The organism is Mesorhizobium sp. M1E.F.Ca.ET.045.02.1.1 (assembly GCF_003952485.1).
Classification (GTDB): domain Bacteria; phylum Pseudomonadota; class Alphaproteobacteria; order Rhizobiales; family Rhizobiaceae; genus Mesorhizobium.
In genome coordinates this window covers 5,970,524-5,990,037 of the sequence record NZ_CP034447.1, presented here as the reverse complement: position 1 = coordinate 5,990,037, position 19,514 = coordinate 5,970,524, and the positions used below count along the sequence as shown (strand labels likewise).

General features: G+C 65.3%; 14 protein-coding genes. 12 read left to right on the top strand and 2 right to left on the bottom strand.

The annotated features are described in order from the left end of the window. Positions 1-28 precede the first annotated feature (28 nt). A complete protein-coding gene (locus tag EJ070_RS28960; RefSeq protein WP_126094421.1) occupies positions 29-889 on the top strand; it encodes a TIGR01459 family HAD-type hydrolase in 861 nt (286 codons plus the stop codon). Between the two features lie 32 nt (positions 890-921). Then, positions 922-1,905, top strand: a complete 984-nt coding sequence (locus EJ070_RS28955; protein WP_126094420.1) for a bifunctional riboflavin kinase/FAD synthetase — start codon at positions 922-924, stop codon at positions 1,903-1,905. A gap of 6 nt (positions 1,906-1,911) precedes the next feature. Here EJ070_RS28955 and EJ070_RS28950 read toward each other — a convergent pair whose 3' ends face one another. Further along, on the bottom strand, positions 1,912-2,466 hold the full coding sequence (locus EJ070_RS28950; RefSeq protein ID WP_126094419.1) for an HdeD family acid-resistance protein: 555 nt from the start codon (positions 2,464-2,466) through the stop codon (positions 1,912-1,914). A 213-nt stretch (positions 2,467-2,679) separates the two neighbouring features. On the opposite strand from EJ070_RS28950, the gene EJ070_RS28945 reads away from it, so the two are divergent. The 3 genes from EJ070_RS28945 to EJ070_RS28935 all read left to right on the top strand — a co-directional run bounded on the left by EJ070_RS28945 (position 2,680) and on the right by EJ070_RS28935 (position 7,595). Beyond that, complete coding sequence (locus tag EJ070_RS28945; RefSeq protein WP_126094418.1) at positions 2,680-3,477, top strand: MipA/OmpV family protein; 798 nt, start codon at positions 2,680-2,682, stop codon at positions 3,475-3,477. A 249-nt stretch (positions 3,478-3,726) separates the two neighbouring features. Further along, positions 3,727-6,711: an isoleucine--tRNA ligase gene (gene ileS, locus EJ070_RS28940; RefSeq protein ID WP_126094417.1), complete on the top strand. Its 2,985-nt coding sequence runs from the start codon at positions 3,727-3,729 to the stop codon at positions 6,709-6,711. A gap of 206 nt (positions 6,712-6,917) precedes the next feature. Next, complete coding sequence (locus EJ070_RS28935; RefSeq protein WP_126094416.1) at positions 6,918-7,595, top strand: hypothetical protein; 678 nt, start codon at positions 6,918-6,920, stop codon at positions 7,593-7,595. Positions 7,596-7,626: 31 nt separating this feature from the next. On the opposite strand, the gene EJ070_RS28930 is transcribed toward EJ070_RS28935, so the two are convergent. Continuing rightward, positions 7,627-8,079, bottom strand: a complete 453-nt coding sequence (locus EJ070_RS28930; RefSeq protein ID WP_126094415.1) for a nucleoside deaminase — start codon at positions 8,077-8,079, stop codon at positions 7,627-7,629. A gap of 182 nt (positions 8,080-8,261) precedes the next feature. On the opposite strand from EJ070_RS28930, the gene EJ070_RS28925 reads away from it, so the two are divergent. The 7 genes from EJ070_RS28925 to EJ070_RS28895 all read left to right on the top strand — a co-directional run bounded on the left by EJ070_RS28925 (position 8,262) and on the right by EJ070_RS28895 (position 19,488). Beyond that, on the top strand, positions 8,262-10,244 hold the full coding sequence (locus EJ070_RS28925; RefSeq protein ID WP_126094414.1) for a pseudouridine synthase: 1,983 nt from the start codon (positions 8,262-8,264) through the stop codon (positions 10,242-10,244). Further along, positions 10,225-10,779 carry a 16S rRNA (guanine(966)-N(2))-methyltransferase RsmD gene (rsmD, locus tag EJ070_RS28920; protein WP_126094413.1) on the top strand — a complete coding sequence of 185 codons (555 nt, stop codon included), beginning with the start codon at positions 10,225-10,227 and terminating at the stop codon, positions 10,777-10,779. The genes EJ070_RS28925 and rsmD overlap by 20 nt, the downstream gene beginning before the upstream one ends. A gap of 293 nt (positions 10,780-11,072) precedes the next feature. Then, entirely contained in the window at positions 11,073-12,434 is a 1,362-nt protein-coding gene (locus EJ070_RS28915; RefSeq protein WP_126094412.1) for a pitrilysin family protein, read from the top strand. 218 nt (positions 12,435-12,652) lie between these two features. After that, positions 12,653-13,987 (top strand): pitrilysin family protein, encoded by a 1,335-nt coding sequence (locus EJ070_RS28910; RefSeq protein ID WP_126094411.1) that lies wholly within the window; start codon positions 12,653-12,655, stop codon positions 13,985-13,987. Beyond that, positions 13,984-14,838, top strand: coding sequence for a patatin-like phospholipase family protein (locus EJ070_RS28905; protein ID WP_126094410.1), 855 nt, complete (start codon positions 13,984-13,986; stop codon positions 14,836-14,838). Before EJ070_RS28910 ends, EJ070_RS28905 begins: the two co-directional genes overlap by 4 nt. A 472-nt stretch (positions 14,839-15,310) precedes the next feature. After that, positions 15,311-16,915, top strand: a complete 1,605-nt coding sequence (locus EJ070_RS28900; RefSeq protein WP_126094409.1) for a VCBS domain-containing protein — start codon at positions 15,311-15,313, stop codon at positions 16,913-16,915. After that, positions 16,810-19,488, top strand: coding sequence for a VCBS domain-containing protein (locus tag EJ070_RS28895; RefSeq protein WP_126094408.1), 2,679 nt, complete (start codon positions 16,810-16,812; stop codon positions 19,486-19,488). The genes EJ070_RS28900 and EJ070_RS28895 overlap by 106 nt, the downstream gene beginning before the upstream one ends. Positions 19,489-19,514: the final 26 nt, after the last annotated feature.

The window sequence follows — 19,514 nt, the reverse complement described above, 5'->3', positions numbered from 1 at the left end:
TTAATCAGGGATCAGATCAGGAAACGGCATGGCGGATTCGCCCGACATCATCGCTTCGCTCGCCGACCTGACGGGAGACTACGCCGCCATTCTGTGCGACGTGTGGGGCGTGGTGCACAATGGCGAATGGCACTTTCCCATTGCCGCCGAAGCGCTGGCCCGGGCGCGCGCGGCCAAAGTGCCGGTGGTGCTGATCACCAATTCGCCGCGCCGCAGCGCCGATGTCGTCGCGCAGATGAACGTGATCGGCGTTCCGGCCGGCGCCTATGACCGCGTCGTCACCTCCGGCGACGTCACGCGTGACCTGATCGCCGAGGGTCCGAGGAAGATCTTCCACATCGGCCCCGAGCGCGACTTCACCCTCTATGACGGTCTCGGTGTCGAGCTCGTCGAGGAATTCGAAGCATCCGGTGTCGTCTGCACCGGGCTCTATGACGACGAGGTGGAGAAGCCCGCCGACTATGCGGAGCTGCTGCGGCGGCTGCGCGCGCGCAACCTGCCGTTCATCTGCGCCAACCCCGATATTCTGGTCGAGCGCGGCGAGCGCACCATCTGGTGCGCCGGCGCGCTGGCGCGCGACTATGCGCAGCTCGGCGGCCGCACGCTGATCGCCGGCAAGCCCTTCGCGCCGATCTACGATGTCGCCATGAAGGAGGTTTCCGGCCTGCTCGGCCACGCGGTCGAGCGCAAAAAAGTTCTCGCCATCGGCGATGGCATGATGACCGACGTCAAGGGCGCCGCCGACAACGGCTTCGACGTGCTTTATGTCTCGGGCGGCATCCACGCCCGCGACTATGGCGATCCGTTGCGGCCCGATCCCGGAAGGCTGGCGGGCTTTCTTTCAAAGCACGGCTACCGGCCGGTCGCCGTCATCCCGCGGCTGCAATAGGCTATAGCGTGGCCATGACGGACGCCTCGGACATGAGTGAAGCTTTCGAACGCATTTCGGCGGTCGCGCCGTTGCCTGCCCATCTGCGCGGCGGCGTCGTGGCGATCGGCAATTTCGACGGCGTCCACCGCGGTCATCTCGCCGTGCTGGAGCGGGCGCTGGCAGAGGCCCGCCGGCGCGGTGTGCCGGCGCTGGTGCTCACCTTCGAGCCGCATCCGCGCAAGGTGTTCAGGCCGGACGTGCCGCTGTTCGTGCTGACGCCGCCGCCGATGAAGGCGCGGCTGTTGGCCGAGCTCGGCTTCGCCGCTCTGGTCGAGCAGCCGTTCACGCGCGACTTCGCCTCGCTCTCGGCCGATGCTTTCGTGACCGACGTGCTGGAGACGAGGCTCGGCATCAGCCACGCCGTCACCGGCTTCGACTTCCATTTCGGCAAGGATCGTCAGGGCGGCCCGGCCTTCCTGATGGCGGCCGGCGAACGCCACGGCTTCGGCGTCACGCTGGTCGATGCCTTCCGCGACGAGGGCGCCGAGGTGGTCTCGTCGAGCCGCATCCGCGCCCTGCTTTGCGAAGGCAAGGTGGAGGAGGCCGCCGGCCTGCTCGGCTACCGGTTCACCGTCGAGAGCGAGGTGATCGGCGGCCAGCAGCTCGGCCGCACGCTGGGCTTCCCGACCGCCAATATGAGGCTTTCGCCGGAAGCCACTCTGAAGGAAGGGATTTACGCCGTCCGTTTCCGCCGCGCCGACGGCATGCTGCATGACGGCGTCGCCAGCTTCGGCCGCCGCCCGACCGTCGACGACAACGGCGCGCCGCTGCTCGAGACTTTTGTGTTCGACTTCTCCGGCGATCTTTACGGCGAGACCTGCCGGGTGTCCTTCTTCGGCTTCCTGCGCCCCGAGCTCAAATTCGATGGGCTCGATGCGCTGGTGGTGCAGATGAAGCGCGACGAAGCCGAGGCGAGGGCGCTGCTCTCCGGCGTGCGGCCACTGTCGGAGCTGGACGCCGCGATCTGCTTTTGAGGTAAGCTATCTCTTCAACGCCAGCCCGATGGCAATAAAACTCCAACCCTGGAAGATCAGGTCGATGGCCAGGAACATGCCGAGCACCCACAGGCTGTTGACAGGCCAGCCCATGGCGATGATCAGGCCAAGCAGGATGGTGATGATGGCGGCCACGAGCAGCCATCCCCAGCCTTGCTCCGGCCGGTGATTGTAGGCCACCCAGGCCCTGAGCAGCCCGGAGGCGACGAGCGCGATGGCCAGCAGAAGCGTCAGCACCGCCGAGGCGAGCAACGGATTATCGAAGGCGAAGAAGCCGGCGACGGCGTAAAGCAGGCCGCTGAGCAGCCAGTAGAAGAAGCGGCCCCAGGTCTTGACCCCGAAGGCGTGGACGATCTCGATGGCGCCGGCCATCAGCATCAGCCAGCCGACGACATAGACCGAGGCGACGGTGGCGATAAACAGATTGCCGAAGGCGATGCCGCCGAAGATCAAGAGCAGCACGCCCAGCGCCACGAACCATCCCCATTTGTCGCGCGTCCGGCCGATCGCGTCGCTCAGGGCATCGTCTTGAAAGGTCATGGTTCGGTTTCCCTCCAGAATTCGCCGCGCATCCTGCGGGTCAGCCGAAGGTAGTCCCGATGGCGTGGCCCGTCCAGCGAGCCGCCTGGCGAAAAAAACGCTTGGGCCGCCGTCACCGATGTTACGGATTTTAAGTCAAATTTTACCGAACCGGCGCCATGGCTTGAGCGCTGCCGGGTGTTCCTGCCGGCCTGTTTCGCGTAAGGGGTGACGATGCGTATTGTCGGGACGATTCCGCTGGTTCTCGCCTCTGGCCTGATGGCCGTCTCCGCAGCCCGTGCGGGCGAGGGGAGCTGGATTTCGGGCGACTGGTATTTGACGCTCGGCGCCACCGGCCTTGTCGCCCCGAATTTCGAGGGCGGCAAGAAGTATATGCTCAGTGCCCAGCCCATCATCTCGCTCGGCAAGGTCGGCCCCGAGGCGCGCTTCACCTCGCGCAACGACAACATTTCGCTGGGGCTGATCGACGACGGCAGCGTACGCGCAGGCCTCACCGGCAAGTTCCTGTTCTCGCGCGACAGCAAGGACGAGCTGGAAGGCCTTGATCCTGTGCACTGGGGCGGCGAAGTTGGCGGCTTCTTCGAATTCTATCCACTCGACTGGGTCCGGGCGCGGGCGGAGTTGCGGCATGGCATTCGCGCCCATAACGGCTTCGTCGCCGACATCGCGGCGGACGCCTTCTACGATGTCACGCCGACGGTCCGCATCTCAGGCGGTCCTCGCGTTTCCTTTGCTTCGTCCGACTATTTCGACGCCTACTACGGCGTCAACGCCAAGGAAGCGGCCGCCTCGGGCCTCAGCGAATACCATCCGGGTGGTGGGCTGAAGTCGACGGGCCTCGGCGGCGCGATCACCTGGAAGGTGACAGATCCGATGACGGCCAGCGTCTTCACTGAATATTCGCGCCTGATGGGGCCGGCGGCCGATTCAAGCCTGGTCAAGGAGCGCGGCGACCGCAACCAGTGGACCGTTGGCGTGTCGACCACCTATCGCTTCAATTTCTCGATGTAGGGCAGGAAACCGGCGCTTTGCCTTGAAATCCGCGCTTTATTCCTGCCGCGCCATCCGCTAAAAGCCACGCGATGAAGAGCTTTTCGCGCCTTTTCGCGATCGCGATACGAATTACGGGCCCGGTGTTCCGGGTGGCCTGAGCGCCACCGGAGCCGCCGGGAGTTTTCGCGCGCTCCTCGCGCTTTGCCCAGAACATGATACTTCAACGCCCGGGCGCTTCCGCCGCCGGGCAATTGAGATGGCAGATCGATGACCGATACCCCTACGACCGATGCGTCCGAGACGATCGACTATTCCAAAACGCTTTATTTGCCGCAGACGGATTTCCCGATGCGCGCCGGCTTGCCCGAGAAGGAGCCGGGCCTGGTCAAGCGCTGGCAGGACATGGACCTTTACCGCAAGCTCAGGCAGGAGACCGCCGGCCGGGAGAAGTTCGTGCTGCATGATGGCCCGCCCTACGCCAACGGCAACATCCATATCGGCCATGCGCTGAACAAGATCCTCAAGGACGTCATCAACCGCTCCTTCCAGATGCGCGGCTACGACGCCAATTACGTGCCGGGCTGGGACTGCCACGGCCTGCCGATCGAATGGAAGATCGAGGAGCAGTACCGCGCCAAGGGCAAGAACAAGGACGAGGTGCCGGTCAACGAATTCCGCAGGGAATGCCGTGACTTCGCCGCTCATTGGATCAAGGTGCAGGGCGACGAGTTCCAGCGCCTCGGCGTCATCGGCGATTTCCACAATCCCTACACCACCATGGCCTACCACGCCGAGGCGCGCATCGCCGGCGAGCTGTTGAAATTCGCCATGTCGGGCCAGCTCTATCGCGGTTCCAAGCCGGTGATGTGGAGCGTTGTCGAGCGTACCGCGCTCGCAGAGGCCGAGGTCGAGTACCAGGACTATGAGAGCGACACGATCTGGGTGAAGTTCCCGGTCGCCAGCCTTGCGCAGCCGGTCGCCGGTGCCGACGCCGCGACGGCGCTGAGCGAGACCGCGCTCGATCTCGTCGAGGCGCATGTCGTCATCTGGACGACCACGCCCTGGACTATCCCCGGTAACCGTGCCGTCAGCTATTCGCTGCGCGTCGCCTATGGCCTCTACGAGGTCACGGCGGCGGAGAATGCCTTCGGCCCGCAGCCCGGCGAGAAGCTGATCTTCGCCGACGCGCTCGCCGAAGAAAGCGCCGCCAAGGCCAAGGTCACCTTGAACAGGCTTCACAGCGTCTCGGCCGAACAGCTTGGAAGCCTTACGCTTTCGCATCCTTTCAAGGGTCTCGCCGGCGGCTACGAGTTCCCGGTTCCGATGGTCGCCGGTGAGCATGTCACCGACGAAGCCGGCACCGGCTTCGTCCACACCGCGCCCAGCCACGGCCGCGAGGACTTCGACGCCTGGATGGACGCGGTTGCCGAGCTGCTTAAGCGTGGCGTCGACACCACCATCCCTTTCCCGGTCGACGATGCCGGCTTCTTCACCAAGGACGCTCCGGGCTTCGGCCCGGACCGCGAGGGCGGTGCGGCGCGCGTCATCGACGACAACGGCAAGAAGGGCAATGCCAACCAGGCGGTCATCGACGAGCTGATCAAGCGCAACGCGCTGTTCGCGCGCGGCCGGCTCAAGCACAGCTATCCGCACTCCTGGCGCTCGAAGAAGCCGGTCATCTTCCGCAACACGCCGCAATGGTTCGTCTATATGGACAAGGAGCTCGGCGACGGCACGACGCTGCGCAGCCGCGCGCTGAAGGCGATCGACGACACGCGCTTCGTGCCGGCGGCGGGCCAGAACCGCATCCGCGCCATGATCGAGGAGCGTCCCGACTGGGTGCTGTCGCGCCAGCGCGCCTGGGGCGTGCCGATCGCCGTCTTCGCCGACGCGGACGGCAACGTGCTGAAGGACGAGGCGGTCAACGAGCGCATCATGGACGCCTTCGAGAAGGAAGGCGCCGATGCCTGGTTCGCGCTCGGCGCCAAGGACCGTTTCCTCGGCAACCACGACGCCTCGAAATGGCATCAGGTGATGGACATCCTCGACGTCTGGTTCGATTCCGGCTCGACGCATGTCTTTACGCTGCAGGACCGTCCCGATCTCAAATGGCCGGCAGACGTCTACCTCGAGGGCTCCGACCAGCATCGCGGCTGGTTCCACTCCTCGCTGCTCGAAAGCTGCGGCACCAGGGGCAGGGCGCCCTACGACACGGTCATCACCCATGGCTTCACCATGGACGAGGAAGGCCGCAAGATGTCGAAGTCGCTCGGCAACACGGTGGTGCCGCAGGACGTGATCAAACAGTCCGGCGCCGACATCCTCAGGCTCTGGGTGGTGACGACCGATTATTGGGAAGACCAGCGGCTCGGCAAGAACGTGCTGCAGACCAATATCGACGCCTACCGCAAGCTGAGGAACACCATCCGCTGGATGCTGGGCACGCTTGCCCATGACGAGGGCGAGGACGTTCCGCTGGACAAGATGCCGGAACTCGAGCGGCTGATGCTGCACCGCTTGTCCGAGCTCGACGAGGTGGTGCGCCAGGGCTACGACGCGTTCGAGTTCAAACGCATCACCCGTGCGCTGCTCGACTTCATGGTGGTCGAGCTCTCGGCCTTCTACTTCGACATCCGCAAGGACGCGCTCTACTGCGACGCGCCGTCCAGCCTGCGCCGCAAGGCGGCGGTGCAGGTGGTGCGCCACCTCTTCGAATGCCTGGTGAAATGGCTGGCGCCGATGCTGCCCTTCACCATGGAAGAAGCCTGGCTCGACCGCCACCCGGATGCCGTCTCGGTGCATCTCGACCAGTTCCCGGTCATACCGCAGAACTGGCGGAACGAGGCGCTGGCCGAGAAATGGCGCAAGGTCCGGCAGGTGCGCCGTGTCGTCACCGGCGCGCTCGAGATCGCGCGCGCCGACAAGCTCATCGGTTCCTCACTGGAAGCCGTTCCGGTGGTCACCATCGACGACGCGGCGCTCGAAGCCGCGATCGCCGATGTCGACATGGCCGAGATGGCGATCACCAGCGACCTGGTCATCGAGCACGGCAACGCTCCGCAGGGCGCCTTCATACTGGACGACGTCAAGGGTGTGGCCGTGGTGGTCGAGAAGGCCGAGGATCGCGGTCTGGTCAAATGCGCGCGCTCTTGGCGCTACACCGCCGACGTCGGGCAGGACCCGGAATTCCCGGATGTCTCGGCCCGCGATGCGGCCGTGCTGCATGAGCTGAAAGCACTCGGGCGTTCGTAGACGCCTGTTCATAAGCCGGTGCAAAAGTGCCACGCCGGGCGGCCCTTATCCGCCCGCGCGTTGCCCTTAATAAGTGGTTGAGGTAAACACGCGACACTCCGGCAGACAAATTGTCGCCGGATTTCCATCGCAAATGCGGGGAAGAAGGGGACCGTGCCCCTGTGGCCGGTGGCGACCGAGAGGCTGTTAGAGTGGGACTTTTTGGCATGACCGAAAGAACGTTTGCGCGCGCCGCGCTGCTGGCGCCGCTTGTGGCATCGGCCATTGCCATGTCCGGCTGTGTCGGCTCGCCGACCTACGGAACCGACAAGACCGCCGCCGAACAGCTCGCCGATGACGTTTCCGGAGCCATCGCCATCACGCCGAAGCACCGCGATCCGATCGACTACAAGCCGCGTCCCGATCTGGTGAAGCCCGCGCCGGGACAGAAGGAAAATCTGCCGGCGCCGCAGGAAAGCATCCAGACGGCGAGCGCCGACTGGCCCGAATCGCCCGAGGCGCGCCGCGCCCGCATCCGCGCCGACGCCACCGCCCACCAGAACGACCCGAACTACCAGCCGGAGGCCGTCGAGGACGTGCAGACCGATCCGGTGGCGGTGAAGAAGGCGATGGCCGATTCGGCTTCCAGCCACCCGCCGCGCTGGTCGCCGGACGATTCCAGCGCGACCCGCACCGCTGAGATCCAGCGCCGCCTCGCGGAGCAGAAGCAGGGCAACCCCAATGTCCGCAAATATCTGAGCGAGCCGCCGCTGGCCTATCGTCAGGCCTCCGACACCGCGCCGCAGAACGAGCTCGGCGAGGACGAGTACAAGAAGGAACGCCGGCTCAAGGCGCAGGCGGAAGGCAAGAAGAGCGGCGGCTGGTTCGACTGGCTGGGCCTGTAAGCTTCCTTGCACAGCCGGCTGCGTCGCTGCTCTATATTTCCCGCTTACCGCGGAAAAAATCCTTGAGGATGAAGGCCGCTTCGCTTTCGCCTAACCCCGGATAGATATCGGGCGTATGGTGGCAGGTCGGTGAAGCGAAGAAGCGCACGCCGTTGACCACAGCGCCGCCCTTCTCGTCGGCGGCGCCGAAATAAAGCCTGCGCAACCTGGCGAACGAGATGGCGCCGGCGCACATGGCGCAGGGCTCCAGTGTCACATAGAGATCGTGGCCGGTGAGCCGCTCGCTGGCGAGTTTCCGGCAGGCCTCGCGGATCGCCAGCATCTCGGCATGGGCGGTGGGATCGGCGAGTTCGCGCGTGCGGTTGCCGGCCTTCGCCACCACAACGTTGTCTTTAGCGATCACCGCGCCGACCGGCACTTCGCCGCGGCTTGCGGCCGCCTCGGCCTCCTTGAGCGCCAAAGCCATGAAATCCGGCCGCTTCACGCGCTTTCCATTCCGATTACTCCTCGCCACCCGACGGTGATCCTGTTATCTAGCGCGTGACCCTGAAAACCGGAATCGGTTTTTGCCGCGCTGCTGTACGCGCAAAATCAAGATGACACTGCCTGCGTTGCGCGTCCGAACGGGCGCGTGCGCTGTAGCAGTCCAAGACGAGCAAGATCCATATGGACGACGATAAGAAATCATCACGACAAAAGGGGCCGCGCAAAGGCGGGTCGAAACCGGCGCCGCGTGGCGACAAGCCGTTCCGCAAGGGGCCGCGCTCCGAGGGCAAGCCCTTCGAGAAGCGCGATGGCGCGCGCAAACCTTATGCACCGCGTGGCGACCGGCCGATGGCCGCCGAAGGCGAGAGGCCGCAGTTCAAGCGAGGCTACAAGCCGCGCGAAGCGGGCGAGGGCACGGAACGCGGCGAGAGGCCGTTCCGCAAGGGACCGCGCCGCGAGGGCACGTCCTTCGAGAAACGTGATGGTGCGCGAAAACCCTATACGCCACGTGGCGATCGGCCGGTGGCTGCCGACGGCGAGCGCCGCGATTTCAAGCGCAGCTATAAGCCGCGCGAAGCGGGCGAGGGTGCCGAGCGCGGCGAAAAGCCGTTCCGCAAAGGACCCCGCCCAGAGGGCAAGTCCTTCGAGAAGCGCGACGGCGCGCGCAAACCCTATACGCCACGCGGCGACCGGCCGATGGCCGCTGAAGGCGAGCGCGGCGAAAGGCGCTTCGACCGTCCCAAGCGCGACTTCGCCGACCGTCCCCAACGTGATTTCGCGGACCGGCCAAAGCGCGATTTCAGCGATCGCTCGCCGCGCGACGCCGCGCCCAGGCAGGGCGGCTTCAAGCCGCGTCCGCGCCCTTCGGAAGCAGCGCCCGAAGCCGGCGAGCGTATCGCCAAGCGGCTGGCGCGCGCCGGCATCGCCTCGCGCCGCGATGCCGAGGAGCTGATCGCCGCCGGCCGCGTCAAGGTCAACGGCAAGGTGCTAACCTCGCCGGCCTTCAATGTCACGCCCGACGACATCATCCATCTCGACGGCACGGAGATCCCGCCGATCGAACGCACGCGGCTGTTCCTGTTCCATAAGCCGGCGGGGGTGGTCACCACCAACCGCGACCCCGAAGGCCGCAAGACCGTCTTCGACGTGCTGCCGGCCGATCTGCCGCGGCTGATGACCATCGGCCGGCTCGACATCAACACGGAAGGGCTGCTGCTGCTCACCAACGACGGCGGGCTGTCGCGTGTGCTCGAGCTGCCGGCCACCGGCTGGCTGCGGCGCTATCGCGTCCGCGTCCACGGCAAGGTCGAGGAGAGCGCGCTCGCCGGCCTGCGCGAAGGCATCGCTGTCGACGGCGTCTTCTACGGTTCGATCGAAGCATCGCTCGATCGCGAGCAGGGCAGCAACGCCTGGCTGACGATCGGTCTGCGCGAAGGCAAGAACCGCGAAGTGAAGAACATTCTTGGCGCGCTTGGCCTCGATGTCACGCGGCTGATCCGCATTTCCTATGGGCCATTCCAGCTCGAGGACCTGCCCGAGGGCCATGTGCTGGAGATCAAGGGACGCGTGCTGCGCGACCAGCTCGGCGAACGGCTGATCGAGGAGTCCGGCGCCAACTTCGATGCCGAGATCACAAAGCCCTTTTCCAACAAGCCGGTGCGACGCAGCGACCCGCGCCACGACGAGGCAGAGCGGCCGAAGTTCACGCGCGAGGGCGACCGCCGTCCAATCGGCGAAGGCGGGCTGATCAAGGCCCGCAAGCGCCGCGAAGGCAGCCGCGACGAGGCGCTGGGCAAGCTGTCGACCAGGCCTGACAGGGCCTTTGGCGAGCGCGGTCCCAAGTCCGGCTTCGGCAAGTCCGAACGCGGCGGCTTCGGCGGCAAGCCGGGCGGCAGCAAACGCGAACCCCGCCCGATCGAGCCGCCCGGCCAGCGCAAGGCCAATGTCTGGATGGCGCCGGGCGCGCGCCCTATCGGCAAGGGCAGGGCGGAGGCCGAAGCCGCCAGGGCCGCCGAGGCGAAGGCGCGCAAGGCATCGTTCAAGCCCGGCGGCAAGGGCAAGCCGTTTGGCAAGCCACGGGGCGATCGACCCGAGGGAAGCGGTGGCGACAGGCCGCGTGGTCCTAAGGCTCCGAGAGGTGGCAATGCGGATCGTCGGCGGTGAGTTTCGCGGGCGTCCGCTGGCGACGCCCCGTTCGAATGCCATCCGCCCGACCACCGACCGCACCCGCGAGGCGGTGTTCAACGTGCTGGCGCATCGCCATGCGGAAAAGCTCGAAGGCGGCCGGGTGCTCGACCTCTTCGCCGGCACCGGCGCGCTGGGGCTGGAGGCTTTGTCGCGCGGCGCCTCCTACTGCGTCTTCATCGAGGAATCGGCGGAAGGGCGCGGCCTGATCCGCGAGAACGTCGAGAGCTTCGGGCTCACCGGCCGTACCAAGATCTTCCGCCGCGACGCCATTCATCTCGGCGAGGCCGGTACGCTTTCGCCTTTCGGTCTGGTCTTCGCCGACCCGCCCTACGGCAAGGGGCTCGGCGAGCGCGCGCTGCGCTCGGCAAAGGCCGGGGGCTGGCTTCTGCCCGGCGCGCTTTGCGTGGTCGAGGAGGCGGCGTCCGCGCCCTTCGAGCCGGGCCCCGGCTTTTCCGTGGTGGACGAGCGCGGCTATGGCGATACGATCATCCGGTTCATCGAGGTCGGGTGAGCAGAGCGTATTTCCCTTCTCCCCTTGTGGGAGAAGGTGGCCGAGCGAAGCTCGGAACGGATGAGGGGTGTTGGACGGAACGCTTCCTTGCAGATACAAGCAGTCGAAGCGATTGTATTTCCATCGCCTCGTTTCTTCCAGCACCCCTCATCCGTCTCGGCGCTGCGCGCCGATCCACCTTCTCCCACAAGGGGAGAAGGAAAAGGCGCAAGCGCCTCGAAAATGACGAACAATTCACTTTGCCTCGCCAGCAAAGCTTTTCTATCGTTGCGCGACCGAAACCGGAGCATTTGATGACATTGAACACCCGAGGGCTGTGCGCAGCACTCCTTGCCGGCACGTTGGCGCTCGCGGCGGCGATGCCGGCGCGCGCCGCGGACGACGCCGAGGTCAAGGATTTCCTGCTCGACAACGGCATGGAAGTGGTGGTCATTCCGGATCATCGCGCTCCGATCGTCACCCATATGGTGTGGTACAAGATCGGCAGCGCCGACGAGCCGCCCGGCAAATCCGGCATCGCGCATTTCTTCGAGCATCTGATGTTCAAGGCGACGGCCAACCACGCCGCCGGCGAGTTCGACCGCGCCGTATCCGAGATCGGCGGCTCGAACAACGCCTTCACCTCCTACGACTACACCGCCTTCCACGAGACGGTGGCGCCCCCGGCGCTGGAGCAGATGATGGGCTTCGAGGCTGACCGTATGCGCAACCTCATCCTCACCGACGACGTCATCAAGACCGAGCGCGACGTGATCCTCGAAGAGCGCCGATCGCGCATCGACGGCAGTCCGCAGGCGGTGCTCGACGAAGAGGTCGACGCGACGCTCTGGCAGAACCAGCCCTACCGCATTCCGGTGATTGGTTGGATGCAGGAGATGGAGCAATTGAACCGCACCGACGCCAAGGCCTTCTATGACAGCTACTACCGGCCGAACAATGCGGTGCTGGTGGTGGCCGGCGACGTCGATCCCGACGCCGTGAAGGCGATGGCCGAGAGGACCTATGGCAAGGTCGCGCGCGGGCCGGATCTGCGGCCGCGCATCCGCCCGGTCGAGCCCGAGCAGAACACCAAGCGCACGGTGACGCTTACCGACGCGCGCGTCTCGGTGCCGAGCTTTTCCGCGCAATGGGTGGTGCCATCCTATCATACCGCCAAGCCCGGCGAGGCCGAGGCGCTCGACCTTCTGGCCGAGATCCTGGGCGGCGATAACCGCAGCCGCCTCTATCAGCAGCTCGTGGTGAAGCAAGGCATTGCCTCCGAGGCCGGCGCCTTCTTCCAGGGCACCATGCTCGACGCCACCAACTTCACTGTCTATGGCGCGCCGCGCGGCGACGCCAAGCTTTCCGATGTCGAGGCGGCCGTCGACGCCGAGATCGCCCGGATCGTCAAGGACGGCGTGACCGACGACGAATTGGAGCGGGCCAAGACGCGCTACGTCCGCTCGATGATCTTTGCCCGCGACAAGCAGGACGACATGGCCAATATGTACGGTTCGACGCTCGCCACCGGCGGCAATGTGAGCGATGTCGAGGAATGGCCGGATCGCATCCGCAAGGTCACCGCCGGAGAGGTCAAGGCGGCGGCCGTCCGCTACCTGGTGCTCGACCGTTCGACCACCGGCTATCTCTTGCCGCAGCAGCAGGCGGGGAATTGACGATGAACGTAGTTTCTGACCGCATGAGCGCCTTTCCTTCTCCCCTTGTGGGAGAAGGTGGATCGGCGCGCAGCGCCGAGACGGATGAGGGGTGTTGGAAGAAACGCGGCCTATCTCGTTGGGCATTGAGGACTGGCGGTTTCCAAGGTCGCGCTCCGTCCAGCACCCCTCATCCGTCGCCTTCGGCGACACCTTCTCCCACAAGGGGAGAAGGAAAGGTGACGCGCATCGTTGCCACCCTCTGCTTCGCCTTGTTCTTCCTGCTGCTGCCTGCGCTTGCCGCCCACGCGGAGATGAACATCCAGGAGGTCAAGTCGAAGAAGGGCGTCACCGCCTGGCTGGTGGAGGACCATTCGATCCCGCTGGTTGCCGTCCGCTTCGTCTTCGATGGCGGCACCGCGCAGGATCCCGCCGGCAAGGAAGGGCTAGTCAATTTGATGACCGGCCTGTTCGACGAGGGCGCCGGCGATCTCGACAGCGAGGCCTTCCAGTCGAAGCTCGACGATGCCGGCGCCGAGATGAGTTTTCAGGCGGCACGCGATGGCACCTATGGCTCGATGCGCATGCTGTCCGATCAGAAGGACGAGGCTTTCGGCCTGCTGAAGCTGGCGGTGAATAGCCCGCGCTTCGACCAGGCGCCGATCGACCGCATCCGCGCCCAGATACTCTCCGGCATCCTCACAAATGAGCGCGACCCCAACACGGTCGCCCAGCAGCGCTGGCTGCGCGCGATCTATGGCGAGCATCCCTACGCGCGGCCGGACGAAGGCAACAAGAAGAGCCTCGCCACCATCACTGCCGACGACCTCAGGGCCTTCCACAAGGCGAATTTCGCCCGCGGCGGCCTGCATGTGGCAGTGGTGGGCGATATTGACGCCGCCGCGCTGGGCGGCAAGCTGGACGAGGTGTTCGGCGATCTGCCGGACAAGCAGACGCTGGCGCCGGTTGCCGACATCGCGCCCAAGCTCGGCCAGCAGCTCGAAGTGAATTACGACCTGCCGCAGACCTCGCTGCAGCTTGCCTGGCCTGGCGTGAAACGGAGCGCCCCCGATTTCTACGCCGCCGTGCTGATGAACGAGATTCTCGGCGGCTCGACCTTCACGTCGCGGCTTTACGAGGAGGTGCGCGAGAAGCGCGGCCTTGCCTATGGCGTCAGCTCGGATCTCGTCGATCACGAGCATTCCAATGCGCTGCTGGTCACCACCGCGACGCGCTCCGACCGTGCCGCCGAGACGCTCTCGATCGTGCGCCAGGTGGTGAAGGAGATGGCCGAGAGGGGGCCGACCGCGGAGGAGCTCGCCGCGACCAAGAAATACATGATCGGCGCCTACGCCATCAACAATCTGGATTCTTCCAGCTCGATCGCCGCGACATTGGTCGAGCTGCAGATCGACAATCTCGGCATCGACTACATCAAGCGCCGCGCCGCGCTGATCGACGCCGTGACGCTTGCAGACGTCAAGGCGGCGGCAAGGAAGCTCCTGTCAACCGATCCGGCGGTGATGGTGATCGGTCCGCCGCTGGTCCAGGTGGCTGGAGGCGGCAAGGGATGAGCCCGACCTTCGCGGTTGCCTTCGGCGGCGGCGGCGCGCGGGGACTCGCGCATATCCATGCCATCGAGGCGCTGGACGATCTCGGCATCAAGCCGGTGGCGATCGCCGGCTCCTCCATCGGCGCCATCATGGGCGCCGGCATGGCCGCCGGCATGCGAGGGGCGGACATCCACGCCTACAGCCGCTCGATCCTCGGCAGCCGCGCCGAGATGGCGGCGCGCATGTGGCGCTCGCGGCCGGGCACGATCGCCGAAGCCATGCAGGGTGGCATCCGCGTCGGCCAGTTCAACATCGAGCGCATCCTGAAAGCCTTCCTGCCGGAGGCCATTCCCGCGACCTTCGAAGAGCTGAAGATCCCGCTCAAGGTGACGGCGACCGACTATTTCGGACACAAGCTCGCGGTGTTCGCAGAGGGCGACCTGCGATCGGCGTTGGCAGCCTCGGCAGCCATTCCGGCCATGTTCCGCCCGGTGACGCGCGATGGTCGGGTGCTGATCGACGGCGGCATCTACAACCCGGTGCCCTTCGACCTGGTCGAGGAGGACGCCGACATCATCATCGCCATCGATGTGGTTGGGGCGCCGAGCGACGCCGAGCGCAAGCACCCGACAACGATCGACCTGCTCTATGGCGCCAATCAGCTGATGATGCAGTCGATCATCGCCAACAAGCTCAGGCAGCATCCGCCGGACATCCTCATCCGCCCGGCCGTCTCGAAATACCGCGTGCTCGACTTCCTGAAGATCGAGACGCTGCTGGCCGACACGGTCGAGATCAAGGACGAGCTGAAGCGCGCCGTCCATAAGGCGATTGCCGAGCATGGCGGCAAGCGGGGCAAGAAGGCGGTGTGAACGATCAACCTCTGGCCGACTCGCTCCACCTGTCGCCAATCTCCGTTGACTTGGACTTCCATGGCTATCAATGCAGTTTATCCACAAATGCGTACAAGTACGCGTTTTGTCATTAACTCTTCATCGAATTGGCTGTTGACGCCCCCCGGGTAAAGTTAATAATGTACTAATATAGGGGTAGCGCGAATTATCTCCCGACCGGCAACAACGAGTTACGGCGCTACTGGGGCAGGGGAAACGCAGCGCGGTTATTATAGCCGTCGCAGCCATCACCATCGAGCCACCGCCTGTCTGTGAACGCCATTTGGGCTGGCGGTTCATAGACGGGCCGTCGGGTTGCGCCTGGTTGCATGGCAATTTGAGCAATTTCTCTTCCCCTTAGACTGGGCGCCGATTCGTCGGCATGGGGTGGTCTGTCGTCGACTAGACGGCAATGAGCGGCGCTGCGGCGCCCGCCAAGGGGTAGAAATAGATGGCTACTACGCAAATTTCCGGTGCAGGCGGCACCACGACGTCGTTCTCCAACACGCCGCAGGCACAGGGCGATGTCTTCAACTACAGCGAGGACACAGCCGTCGTCGTTTCCGGCTCCCAGTCCATCATCCTGCTGGATGTTTTGGCGAACGACTTGGGTGGGAATGCCAAGACCCTCTATTCGATTGACGACGGCACGTCCGCAACGACGTCCACCAAGCAGCCCGCCCCCCTCGACCTGACGACCCAGGATTATCAGACGAGCGGCATCTCCGCCTGGGAGGACATCGGCGGCGGCGTCCGGATCCGCATCAACAACGGCAAGGTCGAGATGGACCTCAGCCAGTATCTGCAGCAGCATTATGGGCTTTCCAGCCTGCAGGCGCTCGGCGCGGGCGACCAGATAAACGAGACCTTCACCTACGCGATCAAGCTCGGCAACGGAACGCTGAGCTGGGCCAGCGTCAACGTCAACATCCAGGGCACCAATGACGGCGCCACGATCACCGCCGCTCCCGGCGCCGACAGTGCCGTGGTTGAAGCGGGCGGCGTCGCCAACGGCACGCTGGGCGACCCCAGCGCGCACGGGCAGTTGATCATTTCAGACGTTGATGCCGGCCAGAACCATTTCCAGACCCCGCCGAGCCTCCAGGGAACCTACGGCAATTTCACCTTCGACACGGCATCCGGCGCCTGGACCTATGCCCTCACCCAGGCCCTAGCTGACCCGCTGACGCAGGGCCAGCACGTCACCGATACCTTGACCGTGACATCGGCCGACGGAACCGCGAGCTACGACATCGTTGTCAATATTACTGGAACCAACGACGCGGCGGTGATCACCGGCGACGCGACCGGTTCGGTCACCGAGGCCTCCGGCGTCGCCAACGGCACGGCCGGCACCTCGCCGGCGACCGGCGATCTCGACGCCACCGACGTCGACAGCCTGACCGACTTCTCGGTGGTGACCAACGGCGTGCACGGCACGCTGAGCATCAATGCGGCCGGCGAGTGGAGCTACGTGCTCAACGAGGACGATGCCGCCGTGCAGGCGCTCAATGCCGGCGATCCGGCGCTGACCGACACCATCACGGTGCAGACCTCGGACGGCACCCAGCAGAACATCGTCATCTCGATCAACGGCGCCAACGACGCGGCGGTGATCACCGGCGACGCGACCGGTTCGGTCACCGAGGCCTCCGGCGTCGCCAACGGCACGGCCGGCACCTCGCCGGCGACCGGCGATCTCGACGCCACCGACGTCGACAGCCTGACCGACTTCTCGGTGGTGACCAACGGCGTGCACGGCACGCTGAGCATCAATGCGGCCGGCGAGTGGAGCTACGTGCTCAACGAGGACGATGCCGCCGTGCAGGCGCTCAATGCCGGCGATCCGGCGCTGACCGACACCATCACGGTGCAGACCTCGGACGGCACCCAGCAGAACATCGTCATCTCGATCAACGGCGCCAACGACGCGGCGGTGAATCACCGGCGATGGCGACGGTCGGCAGCGACCGGCACCGATCCCGTGCGACGACCACCGACCGTCGACAGGCCGACTCGATCTCGGTGGGACCAACGGCGTGCACCGGCACGCTGAGCATCCAATGCGGCCCGGCAGGCGGCACTCGCGGCACGGCGACCGAGCCCCGACTCGCAGGACGACTCGGTGGGACCAACGGCCGTCCGGCCGCTGAGCATCAATCGCCGGCGAGTGACGCACGGCCCCAGCGATCACCGGGCGATGCGACCGGGGGTTCGGTCACCGAGGCCTCCGGCGTCGCCAACGGCACGGCCGGCACCTCGCCGGCGACCGGCGATCTCGACGCCACCGACGTCGACAGCCTGACCGACTTCTCGGTGGTGACCAACGGCGTGCACGGCACGCTGAGCATCAATGCGGCCGGCGAGTGGAGCTACGCGCTCAACGAGGACGATGCCGCCGTGCAGGCGCTCAATGTCGGCGATCCGGCGCTGACCGACACCATCACCGTGCAGACCTCGGACGGCACCCAGCAGAACATCGTCATCTCGATCAACGGCGCCAACGACGCGGCGGTGATCACCGGCGATGCGACCGGTTCGGTCACCGAGGCCTCCGGCGTCGCCAACGGCACGGCCGGCACCTCGCCGGCGACCGGCGATCTCGACGCCACCGACGTCGACAGCCTGACCGACTTCTCGGTGGTGACCAACGGCGTGCACGGCACGCTGAGCATCAATGCGGCCGGCGAGTGGAGCTACGTGCTCAACGAGGACGATGCCGCCGTGCAGGCGCTCAATGTCGGCGATCCGGCGCTGACCGACACCATCACCGTGCAGACCTCGGACGGCACCCAGCAGAACATCGTCATCTCGATCAACGGCGCCAACGACGCGGCGGTGATCACCGGCGATGCGACCGGTTCGGTCACCGAGGCCTCCGGCGTCGCCAACGGCACGGCCGGCACCTCGCCGGCGACCGGCGATCTCGACGCCACCGACGTCGACAGCGCCACCGACTTCTCGGTGGTGACCAACGGCGTGCACGGCACGCTGAGCATCAATGCGGCCGGCGAGTGGAGCTACGCGCTCAACGAGGACGATGCCGCCGTGCAGGCGCTCAATGTCGGCGATCCGGCGCTGACCGACACCATCACGGTGCAGACCTCGGACGGCACCCAGCAGAACATCGTCATCTCGATCAACGGCGCCAACGACGCGGCGGTGATCACGGTTAACGGGGTACAAGACACGTCCGTGACGGAAAAGGGCGGCGTGGCCAATGGCACTCCTGGTGATGCGACGGCGTCTGGCGATCTCAATGCGACCGACGTCGACAATGCCGCGACCTTCAATACGCAGACCGCTGCCTCCAAGAGCTATGGCACGTTCTCGATTGATGCGAACGGAACCTGGAACTACACGCTCGACGACAACAATGCTGCCGTGCAGGCGCTCAACAGCGCTGGCGCGAACACCACGTTGCATGAACTGGTGACGGTGACCACCGTCGACGGAACCCAGCAGGTGATCGACATCACCATACATGGAGCGAATGATGCCGCAGCGCTTTCTTCGGCCTTGTTGAACCTGACCGAAGGCAATGCGGCCGCCGACATCTCGACCTCAGGGTCATTGACCATCTCGGATGTCGACAGCGACCCACACTTCGTCGCCCAGGCCGGCACGGCCGGCAACTACGGCACCTTCGCCATCGATGCCGATGGCAACTGGACCTATACCGCCTCCTCTGCGCATGACGAGTTCGTGGCTGGCCAGCACTATGCCGAGAACTTCGACGTGGTCAGCGCCGACGGCACCCATACCTCGGTCGCCATCGACATCCTCGGCACGGATGACGGCCCACCGCGCTTTGCTCCGACCGACATCCAGCTCACACCTGACACCAGCCCCACCGGGGATGTAAATTTCAATCAGTTCAGCTTCTCGGGAACGCTGAGCGCGACCGACCCGGATTCCGGCAGTTTTGTATACAGCATCACCTCGCAGTCGGATGCGGGCCTGTTTTCGATCAGCGGGAATACGCTCAGCTCGGCAAGTCTCACGACAAGCAACACAGCCACCGTGACCGTGCAGGCCACCCAGGTCGGCGATCCGGCCGGGCCTGCGTATCAGTATACAGAGACATTCCAGTTCATTACCGGCAGCAACGGCAATTCGGGAGAGACCTTCAACAGCCCCAGCAACAACGGTGACGACGTCCTCTACGGCAACGGCGGCGCGGATCAGATTTTCGGCCTGGCCGGCAACGATACGCTGTTCGGCCAAAGCGGCAACGACACGCTGAACGGCGGCGATGGCAACGACAAACTCGTTGGCGGTGTTGGAGCTGATACGCTGACCGGCGGCGCGGGGGCCGACACGTTCTATTATGGATCGGACGTCTCGGATTCGCCGGCAAGTGCCGCAAACGACACCATCACCGACTTCGTGCATGGCGTCGACAAGATCGACCTGTCATCCATAGACGCCAATACCGCCAGCGGCGGCGATCAGGCGTTCCTCTTCGGCGGGCTGAACGCGAATACCGTCGCCAACAGCATCACCTGGTCGGAGGTCGGCGGCAACACCATCGTCCACGTCGACGTGACCGGCAATACGACGGCCGACTTCCAGATCACGCTGACCGGCATCAATCTCGGACTGACGGCAAGCGACTTCGTGCTGTGAGGAAGGAGGTGAGCCCGCGGCCACGC

Excerpts from the sequence above, each read along its gene's own strand:
- EJ070_RS28915 (WP_126094412.1), top strand. The coding sequence starts at position 11,073 with ATGACATTGAACACCCGAGGGCTGTGCGCAGCACTCCTTGCCGGCACG.
- EJ070_RS28960 (WP_126094421.1), top strand. The coding sequence starts at position 29 with ATGGCGGATTCGCCCGACATCATCGCTTCGCTCGCCGACCTGACGGGA.
- EJ070_RS28925 (WP_126094414.1), top strand. The coding sequence starts at position 8,262 with ATGGACGACGATAAGAAATCATCACGACAAAAGGGGCCGCGCAAAGGC.
- EJ070_RS28895 (WP_126094408.1), top strand. The coding sequence starts at position 16,810 with ATGGCGACGGTCGGCAGCGACCGGCACCGATCCCGTGCGACGACCACC.
- EJ070_RS28955 (WP_126094420.1), top strand. The coding sequence starts at position 922 with ATGAGTGAAGCTTTCGAACGCATTTCGGCGGTCGCGCCGTTGCCTGCC.
- EJ070_RS28900 (WP_126094409.1), top strand. The coding sequence starts at position 15,311 with ATGGCTACTACGCAAATTTCCGGTGCAGGCGGCACCACGACGTCGTTC.
- EJ070_RS28905 (WP_126094410.1), top strand. The coding sequence starts at position 13,984 with ATGAGCCCGACCTTCGCGGTTGCCTTCGGCGGCGGCGGCGCGCGGGGA.
- EJ070_RS28945 (WP_126094418.1), top strand. The coding sequence starts at position 2,680 with ATGCGTATTGTCGGGACGATTCCGCTGGTTCTCGCCTCTGGCCTGATG.
- EJ070_RS28950 (WP_126094419.1), bottom strand. The coding sequence starts at position 2,466 with ATGACCTTTCAAGACGATGCCCTGAGCGACGCGATCGGCCGGACGCGC.
- EJ070_RS28935 (WP_126094416.1), top strand. The coding sequence starts at position 6,918 with ATGACCGAAAGAACGTTTGCGCGCGCCGCGCTGCTGGCGCCGCTTGTG.
- ileS (WP_126094417.1), top strand. The coding sequence starts at position 3,727 with ATGACCGATACCCCTACGACCGATGCGTCCGAGACGATCGACTATTCC.
- rsmD (WP_126094413.1), top strand. The coding sequence starts at position 10,225 with ATGCGGATCGTCGGCGGTGAGTTTCGCGGGCGTCCGCTGGCGACGCCC.